Raw genomic sequence first — 16,401 nt, forward strand, 5'->3', positions numbered from 1 at the left:
CCTGCGCGAAATAGGATGAATACGAAACCATCATTTGCCCAACATAACGGCTGTTCCTTATGACATGGGGGACAGCCGTTTTGTTTTGTCAATGCACGCGCGGCGCATCTTGCGGCCGCGTCGCGCCGAGGCCTTCGCGGGCCATTTTCGCTTTCAAGCTTTCCAGGACATACAAACCGAACATGCCAAGCAGCTCTTCATCAGTCATCTCACCGATCAGCTTGAGCACATCGCGGCGGTCGAGTTCATCCAAAATCGACATCGCCACCGCTTCGGCGTCTTCTTCATCTCCGGTCAGTCGATCTTTATAGTATTCGTACAGATCGTCAGTAAACTTCATCGGCATCGTCGCCTCGCTTTTTTGAGAGCGGGCTTCCTCCTTTCTTTGCAGTTGGCCGATGCAGACTTAGGGGCATCGGCAGTCCTCTCGGTTTGACGCCACAAATGCCATTGGCAACAGGGATGATTCATAGTATAATGGAAAAAATATCATTCGAAAAGCGGGGGAATTCTATGATTCGCCGGTTAACGGCCGAAGACGATCAACAAGTATTTTCGTTTTTGCGGCAAGATCCGTCGTTCAATTTATTTATCATCGGCGATATTGAGTCGTTTGGCTATGACGCCGATTTCCAAGACGTTTGGGGGCAGTTTGACGATGCCGGCTCGCTGAAGGCGGTGCTGCTCCGTTATTACGATTCCTACATTCCGTACGCGCCTGGCGATTTTGATGCCGATGGCTTTGCTCGTCTCATCCGCGAGACAGCCCAATCATCGTCCATCCAGCTGTCCGGCAAGGCGGACATTGCCAGGCAGTTCGAAGAGCGGCTGCCGCTTGGGGAGAAGCGAACGCTTTACTTTTGCGAGTGTCGGACGGATGAATACGCCCGTCAAGAAATGGGGGCGTTCGCCGTCAAAAAAGCCGAATTGGCCGATGTCGACCGGATTCTCGACTTGCGGCGCCGCATTGCCGAATTTGAAACGAGGCCGTCGTCCCGCGATATGCTAGTGAAAGGGATGGAAACCAATTCAGCTAGAACGTACTACATTGAACAAGACGGCCGAATGGTGGCCGCCGCATCGACATCAGCGGAAAACTCATTGTCGGCGATGATCGTCGGCGTCTGCACGGATCAAGGACATCGCGGGAAAGGATATGCGAGCGCCATCGTGGCGAAGCTCGTTTGCGATTTGCTCGCTGAAGGGAAGATGCCGTGCTTGTTTTACGACAATCCAACCGCCGGCCGCATTTACCATCGCCTTGGTTTTCGCGATATCGGATTGTGGGCGATGTACCGTTAGAAGGGCGGAAGTCCCGCCAGCTTGCTTGTGTACAAAAGCAGGCTGGCGGTTATTGTCCGTCTGCGCCGTTGGGCGTGCCGCGGCGAATGTGCTCGCCGCCGCGCTCTTGCATCGCTTTTGCCTTGTCGTTGACGAGCTGTTTTTGGTCTACGATGGAAGAAGGTGTTTGTTTTTTGTTCGCCATATGGAATCACCTCAATGGAGACGATTTTGCGCGCTGAATGAACATGTCCGCATCTTCGATCAGCCCGCAGACGCCGCATTGGACGCGGTAGCTCGGGCCGCGGTACGGGAGATGGAACGGTTCGAGCGCTTCGTTTGTGTATTCGTGCTCGATGTCGCCGGTGTGCGGATCGAGCTTGACCGCACGCGGGTGCTGCTCAATGAGATGAAACCGCGTCCGGTTCGTTTTGCAGTTTGGGCATAGCATCGGTTCCAATGAAAGCCACCTCCGGTTTTTATCTTTTGGAAAAACGGCCGTGATTATGTATAGGTCATCTGTTTTGTTTCAGTTCGTGCGGCTAGGGGATAGGGCTCGCGCAGCCGATCGGACGATGTGCGGCGAAAGACGCCTCCATTTTTCGGGCGCCGGAACGATTTTTGTTGACAATGGCTGCAACTGTCGAGTATCTTAATAAACAAGAAGAAGATTTTGCTTTTTTCGAAATGTTTTACAGTTCAGGCGAAGGAGACTGTTATGGCAGAGAAACCGCTTCGAGACCGCATTATCGACACCGCTCTTCATTTGTTTGAGAAATATGGCTACCATGGCGTGACGGTCGACCGCATCGTCGCGGAAAGCGATACGTCGAAAGGCGGGTTTTACCATAATTTTAAATCAAAAGACGAGTTGCTTTACCATATTCATGACGTCTTTATTACGTATGCGCTGACAAAAGCGCAGGAGGCGTATGAGGGCTTCCCTACGCCGACCGAGCGCTTGTACGCCATCGTTCAGTCGTTTGTCAAAGTGTTTCATTTGTATAAACCACACATCACCGTGTTTTACCAGGAAAGCACGTACTTAAAACCGGAATACGCCGAACCGATCAATGAAAAGCGCGAAGAATTTAAACAAATTATTTTTCGCGTCATCCGCGAGGGAATCGAGGCCGGCGAGTTTCGTCCGGAGCTGTCGGTGGAGATTACTGGCATGTCCATTATCGGCATGGTCAACTGGACATACAAATGGTACAATCCGGATGGTCCGTTGTCAATTGAGGAGATCGCGGCGTATTTTGCCGATTTCATTTTGCATGCGGTGCTCCGCACACCAGAAAACCCAGCGGCGGCGCGGTTTTTGTTGCGGCCGGCCGCCGAATAAGTTGTTGATCGTATACAGACCAACTAGTCGGTTTTGAAAACGCTTCAAAAATCAAAACCGTTTACACTCGTTTTCTTACTAAAACCGACTAGTCGGTTCAAATGATAGAACATTTTCTATGGGGGAGAGGGACAGGATGAATTTTTCATTAACAAAAGAGCAACAAATGATTAAAGAAATGGTTCGCGACTTTGCTGAGAAGGAAATTGCCCCATACGCGGCGAAATGGGATGAAGAGGCGCATTTTCCGCTGGATGTCTTCCGCAAAATGGGCGAGTTGGGGCTATTGGGTTTGCCGTTTCCGGAAGAATACGGCGGCGCTGGAGGCGATACGATTTCGTATGCCATCGCCGTTGAGGAAATCGGCCGCGCCTGCGGCGGCACCGGGCTAAGCTATGCGGCCGCCGTGTCACTTGGGGCGAGTCCCATTTATTACTTTGGAACAGAGGAGCAGAAACAAAAATGGCTCGTGCCGATGGCCAAAGGAGAGACGCTTGGCGCTTTTGGGCTCACGGAGCCGAACGCCGGATCGGACGCCGGCGGCACGCGCACGACCGCGGTGCTGGACGGCGATGAATATGTCATCAACGGCGAAAAATGCTGGATCACGAACGCCCAATACGCGCGGCAAGTCATTGTCACCGCCGTGACAGGCAAAGATGCGCGCGGCAAAAACATCATCACCGCTCTCATCGTGCCAACTGACTCCCCAGGATTTACGATCCGTTCGAATTACGACAAGATGGGCGTGCGCGCGTCCAATACGTGCGAGCTTGTTTTCGAGAACGTCCGCGTGCCGAAAGAAAACGTCTTGGGCGACCCGCAAAAAGGGTTTAAACAGTTTTTGTACACGCTTGATGGCGGCCGCATTTCCATCGCAGCTTTAGCCGTCGGCATCGCGCAAGCGGCGTTTGAGAAAGCGCTTCAATACGCGAAAGAACGCGTTCAGTTTGGCCAGCCGATTTCCAAGTTTCAAGCGATCCAGTTTAAGCTCGCTGACATGGCGATGGAAATTGAGCTTGCCCGCAATATGGTGTACAAGGCGGCTTGGTTGAAAGACCAAGGGAAACCGTTTACAAAAGAAGCATCGTTCGCCAAGCTGTTTGCGTCGGAAATGGGGTTCCGCGTCTGCAACCAGGCGATTCAAATTCACGGCGGATACGGCTATATGAAAGAGTACGGCGTTGAGCGCCATTTGCGGGATATCAAGCTCATGGAAATCGGCGAAGGCACATCAGAAATCCAACGGCTCGTCATCGCCCGCCAACTGGGATGCTAAAAGCGGAAATGCCTGCATATCCATAACAATGAATTCGGACAAAGGGGAGGAAACGGCCGATGTTGACGGTGACGGTGGGGAAATTGTTGGAAGAGCGAGCCAGGCAATATGCGGATCGCGAGGCGGTCGTGTATGCCGACCGCGGCTTGCGTCTGACGTATCGGCAGTTTAACGACTATTGCCGCCTCGTTGCGCGCGGGTTGATGCGGCTTGGCATCGAAAAAGGGGAGCATGTCGCCATTTGGGCGACGAACGTTCCGGAATGGATCGCCTGCCAGTTTGCGACCGGCAAAATGGGAGCCGTCCTCGTGACGGTCAATACGAACTACCGCGCGGCGGAGCTTGAGTATTTGCTTCGGCAGTCCGACTCGACAACACTGTTTTTGATCGAGCAATACCGCGATTCGTCATACATCGATATTTTGTACGAAATCGTTCCCGAGTTGCGCACATCAGCGCCCGGACAGCTGCAATCGAAACGGCTGCCGAAGCTGAAAAACGTGGTCTTTCTTGGCGACAAACGGCACCCGGGCATGTTTACATGGAACGACATCTTGGCGATGGCGCACGACGTATCGGAAGAAGAACTCGATGAACGGATGGAGAGCCTCGACCCGCACGATGTGATCAACATGCAATACACGTCCGGGACGACTGGATTCCCGAAAGGGGTGATGTTGACGCATTACAACATCGTCAACAACGCCCACCAAGTGGCGCAATGCATGGGACTTGGCGAAGGCGATCGATTGTGCATTCCGGTGCCGTTTTTCCATTGCTTCGGCTGCGTCATGAGCACGCTTGCATGCGTGACGGTCGGGGCGACGATGGTGCCGGTTGTGGAGTTCCATCCGAAGCGGGTTCTCGAGACGGTGGAAGCGGAGCGGTGCACGGCGCTTCACGGCGTGCCGACGATGTTCATCGCCGAGCTCAACGACCCGGATTTTGCCAAATACGATTTGTCGTCGCTGCGCACGGGCATTATGGCTGGCTCCCCTTGCCCGGTCGAAGTGATGAAGGCGGTCATCGAGAAAATGGGGATGAAAGACATTACGATCGCCTACGGGCAGACGGAAGCGTCCCCAGTCATCACGCAAACGCGCACCGACGATCCGCTTGAGCTGCGTGTCGAAACGGTTGGCCGCGCCTTGCCGGGCGTCGAGGTGAAAATCGTCGAGCCGGGAACGAACAAGGAAGTGCCGCCCGGTGTGCAAGGGGAGCTGTGCACGCGCGGCTATCATGTCATGAAAGGGTATTACAACAACCCGGAAGCGACAAATGAAGCGATCGACCAAGACGGCTGGCTGCATACCGGCGATTTGGCGACGATGGATGAAAACGGTTACTTCCGCATCACCGGCCGTCTGAAAGATATGATCATCCGCGGCGGCGAAAACATTTATCCGCGTGAAATCGAAGAGTTTTTATACAAACATCCGAAAATTTTGGACGTCCAAGTCGTTGGCGTGCCGGATGAGGTATACGGTGAAGAAGTGATGGCGTGGATCATCTTAAAAGACGGCGAAACGGCGACGGCTGAGGAGATTCGCGAGTTTTGCCGCGGCCACATTTCCCGGCATAAAATCCCGCGTTATATCGAATTTACCGACTCGTACCCGATGACGGCATCTGGGAAAATTCAGAAATTCAAATTGCGGGAAATGGCGAAACAGCGCCTCGGCTTGACGACGTAAACCGCCGTGCCGGGCGGTTTCGTCCGCCCGGCGGCATTCTCAGTTTTCGTGAAAGGGTGAGACGATGTTTTCGAAAGTATTGATTGCCAACCGCGGCGAAATCGCCGTCCGCATCATCCGCACGTGCCAAAAGCTCGGCATCCGGACCGTCGCCGTCTATTCCGAAGCGGATGCGGATTCGCTCCACGTCTCGCTCGCGGATGAGGCGTATTTGATCGGCAAGCCGCGCGTCGCGGAAAGCTATTTAAATATCGAAAAAATCATAGAGGTTGCCAAAACGGCGAAAGCGGAGGCGATCCATCCCGGCTACGGGCTGTTGTCGGAAAATCCAGCGTTTGCCCGCCGCTGCGAGGAAGAAGGAATCGTCTTCATCGGTCCGAAGGCGGACGTCATCGCGGCGATGGGCAGCAAAATCGAAGCGCGGCGGACGATGGAACAAGCCGGCGTGCCGATCGTCCCAGGCGTCTCCTTTGCGCTTGATAGCGCCGATGAAGCGGCCAAAGCGGCGGCTTCGATTGGGTATCCAGTCATGCTGAAGGCGTCAGCCGGCGGCGGCGGCATCGGCATGCATATCGCCCGCGACGAAGCCGAGCTGCGCCAAGCGTTTGAAGGGAGCCAAAAACGGGCGGCTTCGTTTTTCGGCGACGGGACGATGTATATCGAAAAATATATCGATCGCCCGCGCCATATTGAAATTCAGCTGCTCGCTGATTCCTACGGCAACTGCGTCTACTTGTGGGAGCGCGAGTGTTCGATCCAGCGCCGCCATCAAAAGGTGGTCGAAGAGGCGCCGTCGCCGTTTTTGGATGAAGAGACGCGGCGGAAGATGGGGGAGGCGGCGGTGCGGGCTGCGCGTTACATCGGTTATGCAAATGCCGGTACCATTGAATTTCTCGTCGATGAACAGAAAAATTTTTATTTTCTTGAGATGAACACTCGGCTGCAAGTCGAGCACCCGGTGACAGAAGAAATCACCGGCATCGACATCGTCGAAGAGCAGCTGCGCATCGCCGCCGGCGAGCCGCTCCGCTATAAACAAGAAGAGATTCGCCGCGACGGTCACGCCATTGAAGTGCGCATTTATGCCGAAGACCCGAACACGTTTTACCCGTCGCCCGGCCGCATTACGGCGTTTTCCGCCCCACAAGGCGAATGGATTCGTCATGAAACGGCGGTTCAAAGCGGCGCCGCGGTTACGCCGTTTTATGATCCGATGATCGCCAAACTAATCGCCAAAGGACCGGATCGGCAAACGGCGATTGAACGCTTGCTCGAAGCGCTTCGACACTATCGCGTGGAAGGGATTAAAACGAACATTCCGCTGCTTGAGGCCGTGTTGTCCCATCCGGCGTTTCAAGCGGGGGATACGACGACCGATTTCCTTTCGAAGCATTGGAAGCCAGCAAAAGCAAAATGAAGCAGAAACGGAGGAAGACACGATGACCCAAGTAACGGCAACAATGGCTGGAAGTGTATGGAAATTATTGGTGGCTGTCGGGGATCATGTAGAAGAAGGCCAAGATGTCATCATTTTAGAATCGATGAAAATGGAGATTCCGATTGCGGCTGAGGCGTCCGGCGTCGTGAAGCACATCCACGTGCAGGAAGGAGATTTCGTAAACGAAGGCGACGTGCTTGTCGAGATTGAGTAAAAAGGGGGAGCAGAGCATGAGCCGATGGCCGGCAAAGGTGACGATCAAAGAAGTCGGCCCGCGCGACGGCCTGCAAAACGAAGCAGCGCCGATCGCGACCGCCGATAAAATCGCGTGGATCAACTTATTGTCCGAAACGGGGCTGTCGTACATTGAGGTGACTTCCTTCGTCCATCCGAAATGGATCCCGCAGCTCGCCGATGCCGCTGAGGTCGCAGCCGGCATCGGCCGAAAAGCCGGCGTCACGTATGCGGCGCTCGTGCCGAACGAAAGAGGGCTTGAGCGGGCGTTGGCCGCGGGGATTGACGAAGTCGGCGTCTTTATGTCAGCGAGCGAAACGCACAACCAAAAAAATATTAACAAAACGATCGCTGCCACATTTCCGGTGCTGGAAGCGGTCGTGCAAACGGCAAAACAAGCAGGCAAAACGGTGCGCGGCTACGTTTCCACCGTCTTTGGCTGCCCGTATGAAGGGGCAGTTGCCGTCGATCAAGTGCTGATGGTGGCGGATCGGTTGTTGGCGATGGGGGTTGACGAACTGTCGCTTGGCGATACGATCGGCGTCGCGACGCCCAAGCAAGTGGAGGACGTGCTTGCTGAGGTGCTTCGCCGCTTTCCGGCCGGACGGATTGCCATGCATTTCCATGATACAAGAGGAACGGCGCTTGCCAACATTTTGGTGTCGATGGAGATGGGCATTACGACGTTTGACAGCTCGCTTGGCGGCCTTGGCGGCTGTCCGTACGCTCCCGGAGCGTCGGGAAACGTCGCCACTGATGATTTAGTATATATGCTTCACGGCATGGGGATTGAAACCGGCATCGATGTCGAGCAGCTGACGAAAGCGGCGTTGTTTATCCGCGACAAAATCGGCCGCCCGCTTTCGAGCCGGTATTTGCAAACGGTTGGATCATAAGGGGGGGAGAAAACGTGAGCGCACTTGTATCGTTTGAAACACAAGAAAACGGCATCGCCATTGTGACATTAAACCGCCCGGAAGCAGCCAACGCGCTTTCTAGAGCGCTTTTGTTGGAGCTTGGTGCGCTTTTGCAAGAAATCAAATTTCAAAAAGACGTGCGCGTCGTCATTTTGACCGGGGCCGGAGACAAAGTGTTTTGCGCCGGAGCCGATTTGAAAGAGCGGGCAGGGATGAACGAAACCGAAGTCCGTCAGGCCGTCGCTTTAATCAGCAAAACGATCAACGAGGTCGAGAAAGTGCCGCAGCCGGTCATTGCCGCGTTAAACGGCTCGGCCTTTGGCGGGGGGCTTGAGCTGGCGCTCGCCTGCGACATCCGGTTTGCCGCCGACGATATCCAGCTCGGGCTGACGGAAACGTCGCTCGGCATCATTCCGGGAGCGGGGGGGACGCAGCGGCTGCCGCGCCTTGTCGGCCTCGGCAAAGCGAAAGAGTTGATTTTTGCCGCCAAACGGATTACAGCGCAGGAAGCCGAGCGAATCGGCCTTGTCGAATACGCCGTGCCGCGCGCCGAGCTGATGGAGCGTGCGCTTTGTCTCGCGCAGCAAATCGCTGACAATGCGCCGATAGCCGTCCGTCAGGCGAAACGGGCGATCCAAAGCGTATTCAACGTTGATTTGGAGACGGGCCTCGCGATTGAGCAGCTCGCCTATGAGGCGACCATTCCGACGAAAGACCGGTTGGAAGGATTGCAGGCGTTTAAAGAAAAGCGGAAGCCGGTGTACAAAGGCGAGTAAGCCCGCTTGGACAAGGAGGGGGCGGTTTGGAAGGAGGAAGCCGCACGGAGCGCTTGCGCCGCATCGGCCTTTTCACAGCGATAAATAAAACACGGCATCCAACCTTGCTCCAGCCGAACAAGCGGGATGGAACAGCAAGATCTATCAAAACAAGGAGGGGAAACAAAGAGATGAAGGAAACAGCCAATCAGCAAGACACGCTCGCAGCGGAGCTGGAGAAAAGAGCGGCGGAAATCAAGAAAGGCGGGGCGCCAAAATATCATGAAAAAAATGCGGCCCAAGGGAAATTGTTTGTCCGCGAGCGGCTGAATTTGCTGCTTGACGATGGCTTGGAAGTGGAAGACGGCTTGTTTGCCAACTGTTTGGCGGATGGCCTGCCGGCTGACGGGGTGGTGACCGGGATCGGCAAAATCAACGGCCGCACCGTCTGCGTGATGGCGAACGATTCGACGGTCAAAGCCGGCTCATGGGGAGCGCGCACCGTCGAAAAAATCATCCGCATTCAAGAGACAGCGGAAAAACTGCGCTGCCCGATCATTTATTTGGTGGACTCGGCCGGCGCCCGCATTACGGACCAACTCGAAATGTTTCCCGGCCGGCGCGGGGCAGGGCGCATTTTTTACAATGAGGTGAAGCTGTCCGGCAAAGTGCCGCAAGTGTGCCTGTTGTTTGGCCCGTCAGCAGCCGGCGGCGCTTATATTCCGGCGTTTTGCGACATCGTCATCATGGTCGAGGGCAACGCCTCGATGTACTTGGGCTCGCCGCGCATGGCGGAAATGGTGATTGGGGAAAAAGTCACGCTCGAAGAGATGGGCGGCGCTCGCATGCATTGCACCGTCTCCGGCTGCGGCGACGTGCTCGTGAAAACCGAAGAAGAAGCGATTGCCTATGCGCGCCGTTATTTGTCATATTTTCCGTCCCATTACGGCGAAAAACCGCCGGTGGTCGAGGCGAAGCCGCCGAAATCGTTCGACAAAACGATCGAAGACATTTTGCCGGAAAACCAAAATGCGCCGTTCAACATGTATGATTTGATTGAGCGAATCATTGACGAAGGATCGTTTTGCGAAATCAAAAAACTGTTTGCGCCGGAAATCATTACGGGACTGGCGCGCCTTAACGGCCAGCCGATCGGCATCATCGCCAACCAGCCGCGCGTCAAAGGCGGCGTATTGTTCCACGATTCGGCTGATAAAGCGGCGAAATTCATCACGCTTTGCGACGCGTTCCATATCCCGCTTCTGTTTTTGGCCGACGTCCCTGGCTTTATGATCGGCACGAAGGTCGAGCGGGCCGGCATCATCCGCCATGGGGCGAAAATGATCGCCGCCATGGCGGAAGCCACCGTACCGAAGATCTCGGTCATCGTCCGCAAAGCGTACGGCGCCGGGTTGTATGCCATGGCCGGCCCGGCGTTTGAACCGGACTGCTGCCTCGCGCTTCCGAACGCGCAAATCGCCGTCATGGGGCCGGAGGCGGCCGTCAACGCCGTTTATGCGAACAAAATCGCCGAGCTGCCGCCGGAAGAGCGGCCGGCGTTTGTCGAACAAAAACGCGAGGAATACCGGCGCGACATCGATATCTACCGGCTCGCTTCTGAATTGGTCGTTGATGGCATCGTCGCGCCGAACGACTTGCGCGACGAACTCATCCGGCGGTTTGCCGCGTATATGTCCAAATATATGGTCTTTTCCGAGCGGAAACACGGGGTGTATCCGGTTTGAAAAAACTGGATAAACGTCCCCCTTGTCAAACGAAGAAAGATTGTGTATGATAATAATCACCAATCCGCTGCTGCGTTGTGCGTTGTAGAATGAAGTTTCAACCGATGGCAATCAAAAGGGAGTTCTACATTGAAGCGGGAATGTCATGCCCCTTATTCGTCTGCGGGGACGACAGGAACGCTTCTGCGAACACCCACCTGGTGGAGCGTGGTTGAGAAACTGCATTCAGCCAACGGCAACAGCGGCGCGGATTCACGAATGAGGAGTTGGCAAAAGAGTCCAACTGGATGCAAAACATCCGGTTGGACTCTTTTTCGTTGCGTATGTTTTCTCAAAAAGACATGAAACAATATAGTTGATTTTCCCTGTTTTCATGTTATAATCATATTTCGTGCAGGAATAATTCGTATTGAAACTATTCCAACAAGAAAGATGAGGCAAGGAGGGGGGATGAATGGAAGGGATCAGCCGGGACATCATGTACGCTGTCTTCCGGACGCAAAAGGCGCTTTATCGCCTCATCCGCGAGGACGCCGCCCGCGTCGGGGTGACAGAGGTGCAGCTGATCGTCTTATATACGCTGCTGAAAAAAGAGCATATTCGCCTGAATGACTTGGCGGAAAAATTAAACTTAAGCAACAGCAATGTCAGCGGCACGGTTGACCGGCTCGTCGGCGCCGGCCTTGTTGTCCGAGAGCCGTCGAAGCAAGATCGGCGCGCGGTCATTTTGAGTTTGACGGAAAAAGGAAAAGAGACGGTGTCGGAAGCGTTTGGCGAGCAGTCGGTGCTGCGCCGGCGGCTTGGCCGCATTCAAGAACTCGTCTCTCCAGAGGAGATTGAACAGTTTTTGCATCTTCATGAAAAAATTAAAGCGATTTTACTCGGGGAGGAATAGACGGTGAACGTGAAACGATTGGTTGCGCTGAACATCATTGTGCTCATTTTGCTTGTCGGTGGAGGCTTTGCCGCCTACTACTATGTGAATGAAGCAACGAACTACATTAAAACGGACAACGCCCGCATCGACGGCCAGGTCATCTCCGTCGCTGCGCCGCTGTCCGGGAAGCTGACATCCTGGCGGGGCGACACGGGAAAAACCTTCTCAGCTGGGGAAGAAATCGGCGAGGTGTTTGACGGCAAAACAACGATTCCGGTGACAGTGCCGCATCGGATGACGATCGTGCAGCAAAACGCAGTCAAGGACTCGTTTGTCGCCGCGGGGATGCCGCTGGCCCGCGGGTTTGATTTGAACGATTTGTGGGTGACGGCGAATATTGAAGAGACGGATATTGAAGACGTGAAAATCGGGCAAGACGTCGATATTTATGTCGATGCGTATCCGGATCGCAAATTCAGCGGCAAAGTCGAAAAAATCGGCAACGCGACAGCGAATACGTTCAGCCTGTTGCCAAGTTCCAATGCGACCGGCAACTACACGAAAGTGACCCAAGTGATTCCCGTTACGATTTCCATTGACAATTACAGCGGAGCCGGACTTGTGCCGGGCATGAACGTCACCGTCCGCATCCATAAGTAGGTGATTGAGGATGACAGCATTTGTCATTGGTTATATTGTGTTTGCCGTTTTGGTCTTGGCGGCGGTCAACATCGCGCTGCGCCGCCGCAAGCCGGCTTCAGCCGCGGTGAAGGCGGCAGATGAAGCGGCGGAAGCCAACGCTCAACCGTTAGCGGAAACGAAAGCAGAGCCGTCGACAGGAACGGATGGGCGTCCGGCCGCTCCAGCCGGTCAAGGCGGCCTTGGGGATATCGGCAGCCGCGGCAAGGTTGTGGCGACGGTCATGCTTGGTGCGTTTGTCGCCATTTTGAATCAAACGTTGATCAACGTCGCCTTGCCGCATATGATGCAAGATTTCAACGTGGAAACGTCGACGATTCAATGGCTCGTGACCGGCTATATGCTCGTCAACGGAGTGCTCATCCCGATCAGCCCGTTTTTAATCGCCAAGTTTCCAGCGAAACGGTTGTTTTTATCGGGCATGTCGTTTTTCGCCATCGGCGCGTTTGNCTGCTCGATCGCTCCGTCGTTTGCCGTCATGCTCACGGGGCGGTTGACACAAGCGGTCGGGGCCGGCATTATTATGCAGCTGATGATGGTCATTATGTTGTCGATTTTCCCGCCGGAACGCCGCGGGGTGGCCATGGGAACGGTCGGAATCGCCATGATGTTTGCGCCGGCGGTCGGGCCGACGCTGTCTGGCTGGATCGTTGAACATTATACATGGCGGCTGTTGTTTTACGTCGTGTTGCCGATCGCGATTTTAGACATTGTGCTTGCCTCCGTCTGGCTGAAACATACGCCGCGTAAAGGCAATCCAGTGCTGGACGTGCAAGGGGCGGTCTACTCTACGATCGGGTTTGGCGGCGTTCTGTATGGCTTCAGCGAGGCCGGAAGCAAAGGATGGGGCGAGACGGAAGTGGTTGTTTCGCTTGTCATCGGCGCCTTGTTCCTCATCATGTTCACATGGCGTTCGCTGCGCTCGGAGCATCCGGTGCTCAATTTCCGTGTGTTCCGCTACCCAGTGTTTACGTTGGCGACCGTCATCGGTTCGGTCATTAACATGGCGATGTTTGCCGCCATGGTCTTGCTTCCGGTGTATTTGCAAAACTTGCGCGGCTTTACGCCGCTCGATGCCGGTTTGCTGTTGCTGCCGGGGGCGATCGTCATGGCGGTGATGTCGCCGATCTCTGGTTGGGTGTTTGACCGCATCGGCGCGCGGATGCTCGCTATCGTTGGCTTGATCATCACCGCCGTGACGACGTGGGAATTCAGCAAGCTGACGATGGATACGCCATACAGCCAGTTGATTTGGCTTTACATTTTCCGCATGTTCGGCATGTCGATGCTCGGGATGCCGATTATGACCGAAGGGTTAAACGCCTTGCCGCGCCATCTGTACAGCCACGGCACGGCGATGTCGAATACGATTCGCCAAGTGGCTGCTTCGCTCGGGACGGCGTTTTTGGTGACGATCATGTCCAACCGGACGAAATTCCATGTGGAAGCTTATCGCAATGAAATGACGGAAAACAATCCGTTGTTCATGAGCCTTGTCGGCCAACTGAAACAGGCCATCCCAAGTGATGAGGCGATCGCTCAGCTGTTGTATGGACTTGTGCAGCAACAGTCAACGGTCGAGGGGATCAACGACGCCTTTTTCGTCGCCACCGGCTTGACGGTATTGGCGTTAATGATGGCGTTTTTCTTAAAGGGAAAAAAGCATAAATCGCCATCAGCGTAAACAAAGGAAGCGGCGCAGAAGCCTAACGGGTTCGGTTGTTGAGTACAAAATTAAAAAAAGTAATACAAAAGGGAGTCCAATTCGCATATGAAATGGACTCCCTTTTGTTTCTTGATATATCAATGTTTTATTTAATTTATGACCATTAATCGCATTATAATTAGCATCTTAATTAGCAAGTGACTGCTGACCAACAGACAGTATTCCAAATATGTGTTAAAATTGATGCTAATTGGACATACTAAATGTATGACGATTTTTATTGCGAGGTGTAAATAAAATGAAGTTTATTAAGCCCAAAAATAACAATGCGAGTCGTGTTGATTGGCTTATTTCTGAGCGAGTAAGAGCGATTATAAAAACCTATTCAGAATACACTGAGTACACGGAAAGCGAAGTTGTTGATACATTTCTTCTCAACTTGTTAGAAGATAAAGATTTCATCAAATGGATTAGCAAAAAACGAAATAACAAAAGAATTGTAAAACAACTGGAAATCGAATATTTATTGGAGAGCGATAACTTTGGCTAAATTAAAGAGATTGGCTACCAAAGAAGATAATCTTGTGAATGTACATTCCCCTGTTTCGATGGCAGAAACAGCAGAAAGAACAAAAGATTACGAATTGTTAACACCAAAGCAGTTCGGAACTAAATACAAAGATTTACTGTTCAAACCAACTGAATTCACTTGGAACGGAAACATCTACAAAATTCAATACAATCATTGTTCCAATCCGTATTGTAAGTGGCACGGTCTTCCTCAAGAAAGATTTGAAACAAAAGGGAAACCAAGTCGGTATAAATTATCAGGAACTGGAACGGACAAAACCATTAAATGCAATCCAGACCCAATTAATCTAACAAAAGGAGCTACTTTGGACTGCCACGCCATAACACTATCGAATTGGTCTATCGCACAAGAAATTGAACGATTAATCAGAATCAACAGTATCCAAGATGTTGAACCCGATTATCAATTTCATAAAGATTGTTGTATTGCGGAAGATTGTACGCCTTTTAACGAACCAAAGGCATTCTATAAACGTGGAAAAAGCACAGGTAAATCACAAAGATGGCAATGTAAGACGTGCAAGAAGTTTACCAATGTATTACCTAACCGTAAGCAATCTATCACATACAATCAAAAACGAAGTGATATTCTTCTTTGGTTTACAAAGTTATTGTTAAGTCGGGTTCCGATTACCAGAACTTGCGAACTTTTGGAAATTGGGAGAGGTACCTATTACGATAAATTAGAATTTGTTTATCGAAGATGTTTGGAGTTTTTGGAACGGCACGAAACAAAACCGCTTCAAAATATGCAGTTTAAAGAAATATGGCTCAATACCGATAAAATGACCTATTTCCTCAACAATGTTCGGAAAAAAGGAATGGGTGGCAGCCAGTATGATGATTTAGAGGAAAGTCAATTCCCAACCAATGTGGTGATTACTGCCGATTTATTCTCAAGGTATGTGTTCCGAAGCGATGTGGCATTTGATTGGGATATTTCATTGAGGGATATTGCCCTTGATACCGTTCTTTTAAAAGAAGACCACCTAAATGAATTTGCCAAGAAACACGCTCGCATTCCGAAATATTCTCATTATCCGATGCCTCCGTCTAAAAATGACACACAAACTTATGTCGAGTATCAAGCCGAATTAGATAAAATTGAACACAGAGCCAAGTATATTGATGGATTACACATTAATTCAACTTATACAACGATTGCTCATTATTGGCTTATTAAACAGCTTGTAAAGGCTTCAGAGTGGCGTTTTGTGACAGATAAAGACAATTCATTGATGACTTCCCTTTATCGTGTATTTGCCAAAGAAATTCGCTTATCTGATGCCCACCATTTTCTTTGTCAAACGGATAAAACAAAATCTCGGAAACAAGCTCGTGAGGAATTTGTTCAAGCAAGAGTGGATTTAATCAACTGGGGAATTAACTCTGGTTATGATACAAAGTCTTTGCGAAAATTGGCTTTTCTAAAACTGGAAGAATTATTTCATACACACCAATTTCATAAAAAAGTCATTTCAGATGGCAGCAGTCATTATGAATACGCTGATAATCCGATTGAACATCCGCTTGCGACAATTGACAGAGGATTTCGATGGGTTGATTGTACAACCAATCTTTCATCATTCGAACCGAAGGACATTGCCAATCTTGTTTTAAATGTGAATGACAACGCCACGAATACCTTTATCCAGCACATTCGAAGACGGCTATCTATTTTAGAAAGACCATTGACAACAGCTCGTGGTGACGGAAAAAGCTATATCTATTCAAACTTTAACCCAAAGTATGCTCAAATGGCTCTTACCATACTTCGGACTTACTACAATTTTTGTTTAGCATACAAAACAAAAGAGACAGTAGGAACACCTGCTCAACGATTAGGCATTGCAAAAAAACGATTTGATTTAAAAGAAATA

The 16,401-nt window shown here is 51.9% G+C and carries 17 protein-coding genes, 1 other RNA gene and 1 pseudogene; 16 read left to right on the forward strand and 3 right to left on the reverse strand.

Annotated elements, in window-relative coordinates:
• Positions 1 to 88 precede the first annotated feature (88 nt).
• The gene (locus VU18_RS06910; RefSeq protein WP_015374743.1) at positions 89 to 346 is read right to left on the reverse strand and encodes a DUF6154 family protein; all 258 of its coding nucleotides are present in this window, start codon (positions 344 to 346) and stop codon (positions 89 to 91) included.
• A gap of 167 nt (positions 347 to 513) precedes the next feature.
• Here VU18_RS06910 and VU18_RS06915 point away from each other — a divergent pair, with 167 nt between their 5' ends.
• Positions 514 to 1,302, forward strand: a complete 789-nt coding sequence (locus VU18_RS06915; RefSeq protein WP_011231089.1) for a GNAT family N-acetyltransferase — start codon at positions 514 to 516, stop codon at positions 1,300 to 1,302.
• 49 nt (positions 1,303 to 1,351) lie between these two features.
• Here the strand turns inward: VU18_RS06915 and VU18_RS21070 are convergent, their stop codons facing one another.
• Positions 1,352 to 1,486, reverse strand: coding sequence for a hypothetical protein (locus VU18_RS21070; protein WP_014195715.1), 135 nt, complete (start codon positions 1,484 to 1,486; stop codon positions 1,352 to 1,354).
• Positions 1,487 to 1,492: 6 nt separating this feature from the next.
• Entirely contained in the window at positions 1,493 to 1,741 is a 249-nt protein-coding gene (locus VU18_RS06920; protein WP_013145420.1) for a hypothetical protein, read from the reverse strand.
• A gap of 258 nt (positions 1,742 to 1,999) precedes the next feature.
• Here VU18_RS06920 and VU18_RS06925 point away from each other — a divergent pair, with 258 nt between their 5' ends.
• From VU18_RS06925 to VU18_RS06985, 15 genes and pseudogenes are all read left to right on the forward strand, one after another.
• On the forward strand, positions 2,000 to 2,626 hold the full coding sequence (locus VU18_RS06925) for a TetR/AcrR family transcriptional regulator (protein WP_011231091.1): 627 nt from the start codon (positions 2,000 to 2,002) through the stop codon (positions 2,624 to 2,626).
• A 136-nt stretch (positions 2,627 to 2,762) separates the two neighbouring features.
• The gene (locus VU18_RS06930) at positions 2,763 to 3,905 is read left to right on the forward strand and encodes an acyl-CoA dehydrogenase (RefSeq protein ID WP_011231092.1); all 1,143 of its coding nucleotides are present in this window, start codon (positions 2,763 to 2,765) and stop codon (positions 3,903 to 3,905) included.
• Positions 3,906 to 3,964: 59 nt separating this feature from the next.
• Complete coding sequence (locus tag VU18_RS06935; RefSeq protein WP_011231093.1) at positions 3,965 to 5,599, forward strand: AMP-binding protein; 1,635 nt, start codon at positions 3,965 to 3,967, stop codon at positions 5,597 to 5,599.
• Between the two features lie 64 nt (positions 5,600 to 5,663).
• Entirely contained in the window at positions 5,664 to 7,016 is a 1,353-nt protein-coding gene (gene accC / locus VU18_RS06940; RefSeq protein WP_014195716.1) for an acetyl-CoA carboxylase biotin carboxylase subunit, read from the forward strand.
• The gene (locus VU18_RS06945) at positions 6,991 to 7,251 is read left to right on the forward strand and encodes an acetyl-CoA carboxylase biotin carboxyl carrier protein subunit (protein WP_223810938.1); all 261 of its coding nucleotides are present in this window, start codon (positions 6,991 to 6,993) and stop codon (positions 7,249 to 7,251) included. Before accC ends, VU18_RS06945 begins: the two co-directional genes overlap by 26 nt.
• A 16-nt stretch (positions 7,252 to 7,267) precedes the next feature.
• Complete coding sequence (locus tag VU18_RS06950; protein WP_014195718.1) at positions 7,268 to 8,167, forward strand: hydroxymethylglutaryl-CoA lyase; 900 nt, start codon at positions 7,268 to 7,270, stop codon at positions 8,165 to 8,167.
• A gap of 14 nt (positions 8,168 to 8,181) precedes the next feature.
• The gene (locus VU18_RS06955) at positions 8,182 to 8,964 is read left to right on the forward strand and encodes an enoyl-CoA hydratase (protein WP_014195719.1); all 783 of its coding nucleotides are present in this window, start codon (positions 8,182 to 8,184) and stop codon (positions 8,962 to 8,964) included.
• A gap of 170 nt (positions 8,965 to 9,134) precedes the next feature.
• Positions 9,135 to 10,688, forward strand: a complete 1,554-nt coding sequence (locus tag VU18_RS06960; RefSeq protein WP_025039203.1) for an acyl-CoA carboxylase subunit beta — start codon at positions 9,135 to 9,137, stop codon at positions 10,686 to 10,688.
• Positions 10,689 to 10,751: 63 nt separating this feature from the next.
• Positions 10,752 to 10,940: non-coding RNA, 6S RNA (gene ssrS, locus VU18_RS17290), on the forward strand.
• A gap of 202 nt (positions 10,941 to 11,142) precedes the next feature.
• Entirely contained in the window at positions 11,143 to 11,583 is a 441-nt protein-coding gene (locus tag VU18_RS06965; protein ID WP_011231100.1) for a MarR family winged helix-turn-helix transcriptional regulator, read from the forward strand.
• Positions 11,584 to 11,586: 3 nt separating this feature from the next.
• Complete coding sequence (locus VU18_RS06970) at positions 11,587 to 12,225, forward strand: HlyD family secretion protein (RefSeq protein ID WP_014195721.1); 639 nt, start codon at positions 11,587 to 11,589, stop codon at positions 12,223 to 12,225.
• Positions 12,226 to 12,235: 10 nt separating this feature from the next.
• Positions 12,236 to 12,713: MFS transporter (locus VU18_RS19610; RefSeq protein ID WP_236687313.1), on the forward strand; the 478-nt coding region annotated here is incomplete at its 3' end.
• A 1-nt stretch (position 12,714) separates the two neighbouring features.
• Positions 12,715 to 13,948 (forward strand): annotated as a pseudogene (locus VU18_RS06975) (DHA2 family efflux MFS transporter permease subunit); the annotation flags it as partial.
• A gap of 280 nt (positions 13,949 to 14,228) precedes the next feature.
• On the forward strand, positions 14,229 to 14,480 hold the full coding sequence (locus tag VU18_RS06980) for a hypothetical protein (protein ID WP_014195724.1): 252 nt from the start codon (positions 14,229 to 14,231) through the stop codon (positions 14,478 to 14,480).
• A partial coding sequence (locus tag VU18_RS06985) for a hypothetical protein (protein WP_047757843.1) occupies positions 14,473 to 16,401 on the forward strand: 1,929 nt, incomplete at its 3' end. The genes VU18_RS06980 and VU18_RS06985, both read left to right, overlap by 8 nt.

The organism is Geobacillus sp. ZGt-1 (assembly GCF_001026865.1).
GTDB classification, from domain to species: domain Bacteria; phylum Bacillota; class Bacilli; order Bacillales; family Anoxybacillaceae; genus Geobacillus; species Geobacillus thermoleovorans.

Excerpts from the sequence above, each read along its gene's own strand:
- VU18_RS06960 (WP_025039203.1), top strand. The coding sequence starts at position 9,135 with ATGAAGGAAACAGCCAATCAGCAAGACACGCTCGCAGCGGAGCTGGAG.
- VU18_RS06915 (WP_011231089.1), top strand. The coding sequence starts at position 514 with ATGATTCGCCGGTTAACGGCCGAAGACGATCAACAAGTATTTTCGTTT.
- accC (WP_014195716.1), top strand. The coding sequence starts at position 5,664 with ATGTTTTCGAAAGTATTGATTGCCAACCGCGGCGAAATCGCCGTCCGC.
- VU18_RS06930 (WP_011231092.1), top strand. The coding sequence starts at position 2,763 with ATGAATTTTTCATTAACAAAAGAGCAACAAATGATTAAAGAAATGGTT.
- VU18_RS06965 (WP_011231100.1), top strand. The coding sequence starts at position 11,143 with ATGGAAGGGATCAGCCGGGACATCATGTACGCTGTCTTCCGGACGCAA.
- VU18_RS21070 (WP_014195715.1), bottom strand. The coding sequence starts at position 1,486 with ATGGCGAACAAAAAACAAACACCTTCTTCCATCGTAGACCAAAAACAG.
- VU18_RS06950 (WP_014195718.1), top strand. The coding sequence starts at position 7,268 with ATGAGCCGATGGCCGGCAAAGGTGACGATCAAAGAAGTCGGCCCGCGC.
- VU18_RS06980 (WP_014195724.1), top strand. The coding sequence starts at position 14,229 with ATGAAGTTTATTAAGCCCAAAAATAACAATGCGAGTCGTGTTGATTGG.
- VU18_RS06935 (WP_011231093.1), top strand. The coding sequence starts at position 3,965 with ATGTTGACGGTGACGGTGGGGAAATTGTTGGAAGAGCGAGCCAGGCAA.
- VU18_RS06910 (WP_015374743.1), bottom strand. The coding sequence starts at position 346 with ATGCCGATGAAGTTTACTGACGATCTGTACGAATACTATAAAGATCGA.
- VU18_RS06925 (WP_011231091.1), top strand. The coding sequence starts at position 2,000 with ATGGCAGAGAAACCGCTTCGAGACCGCATTATCGACACCGCTCTTCAT.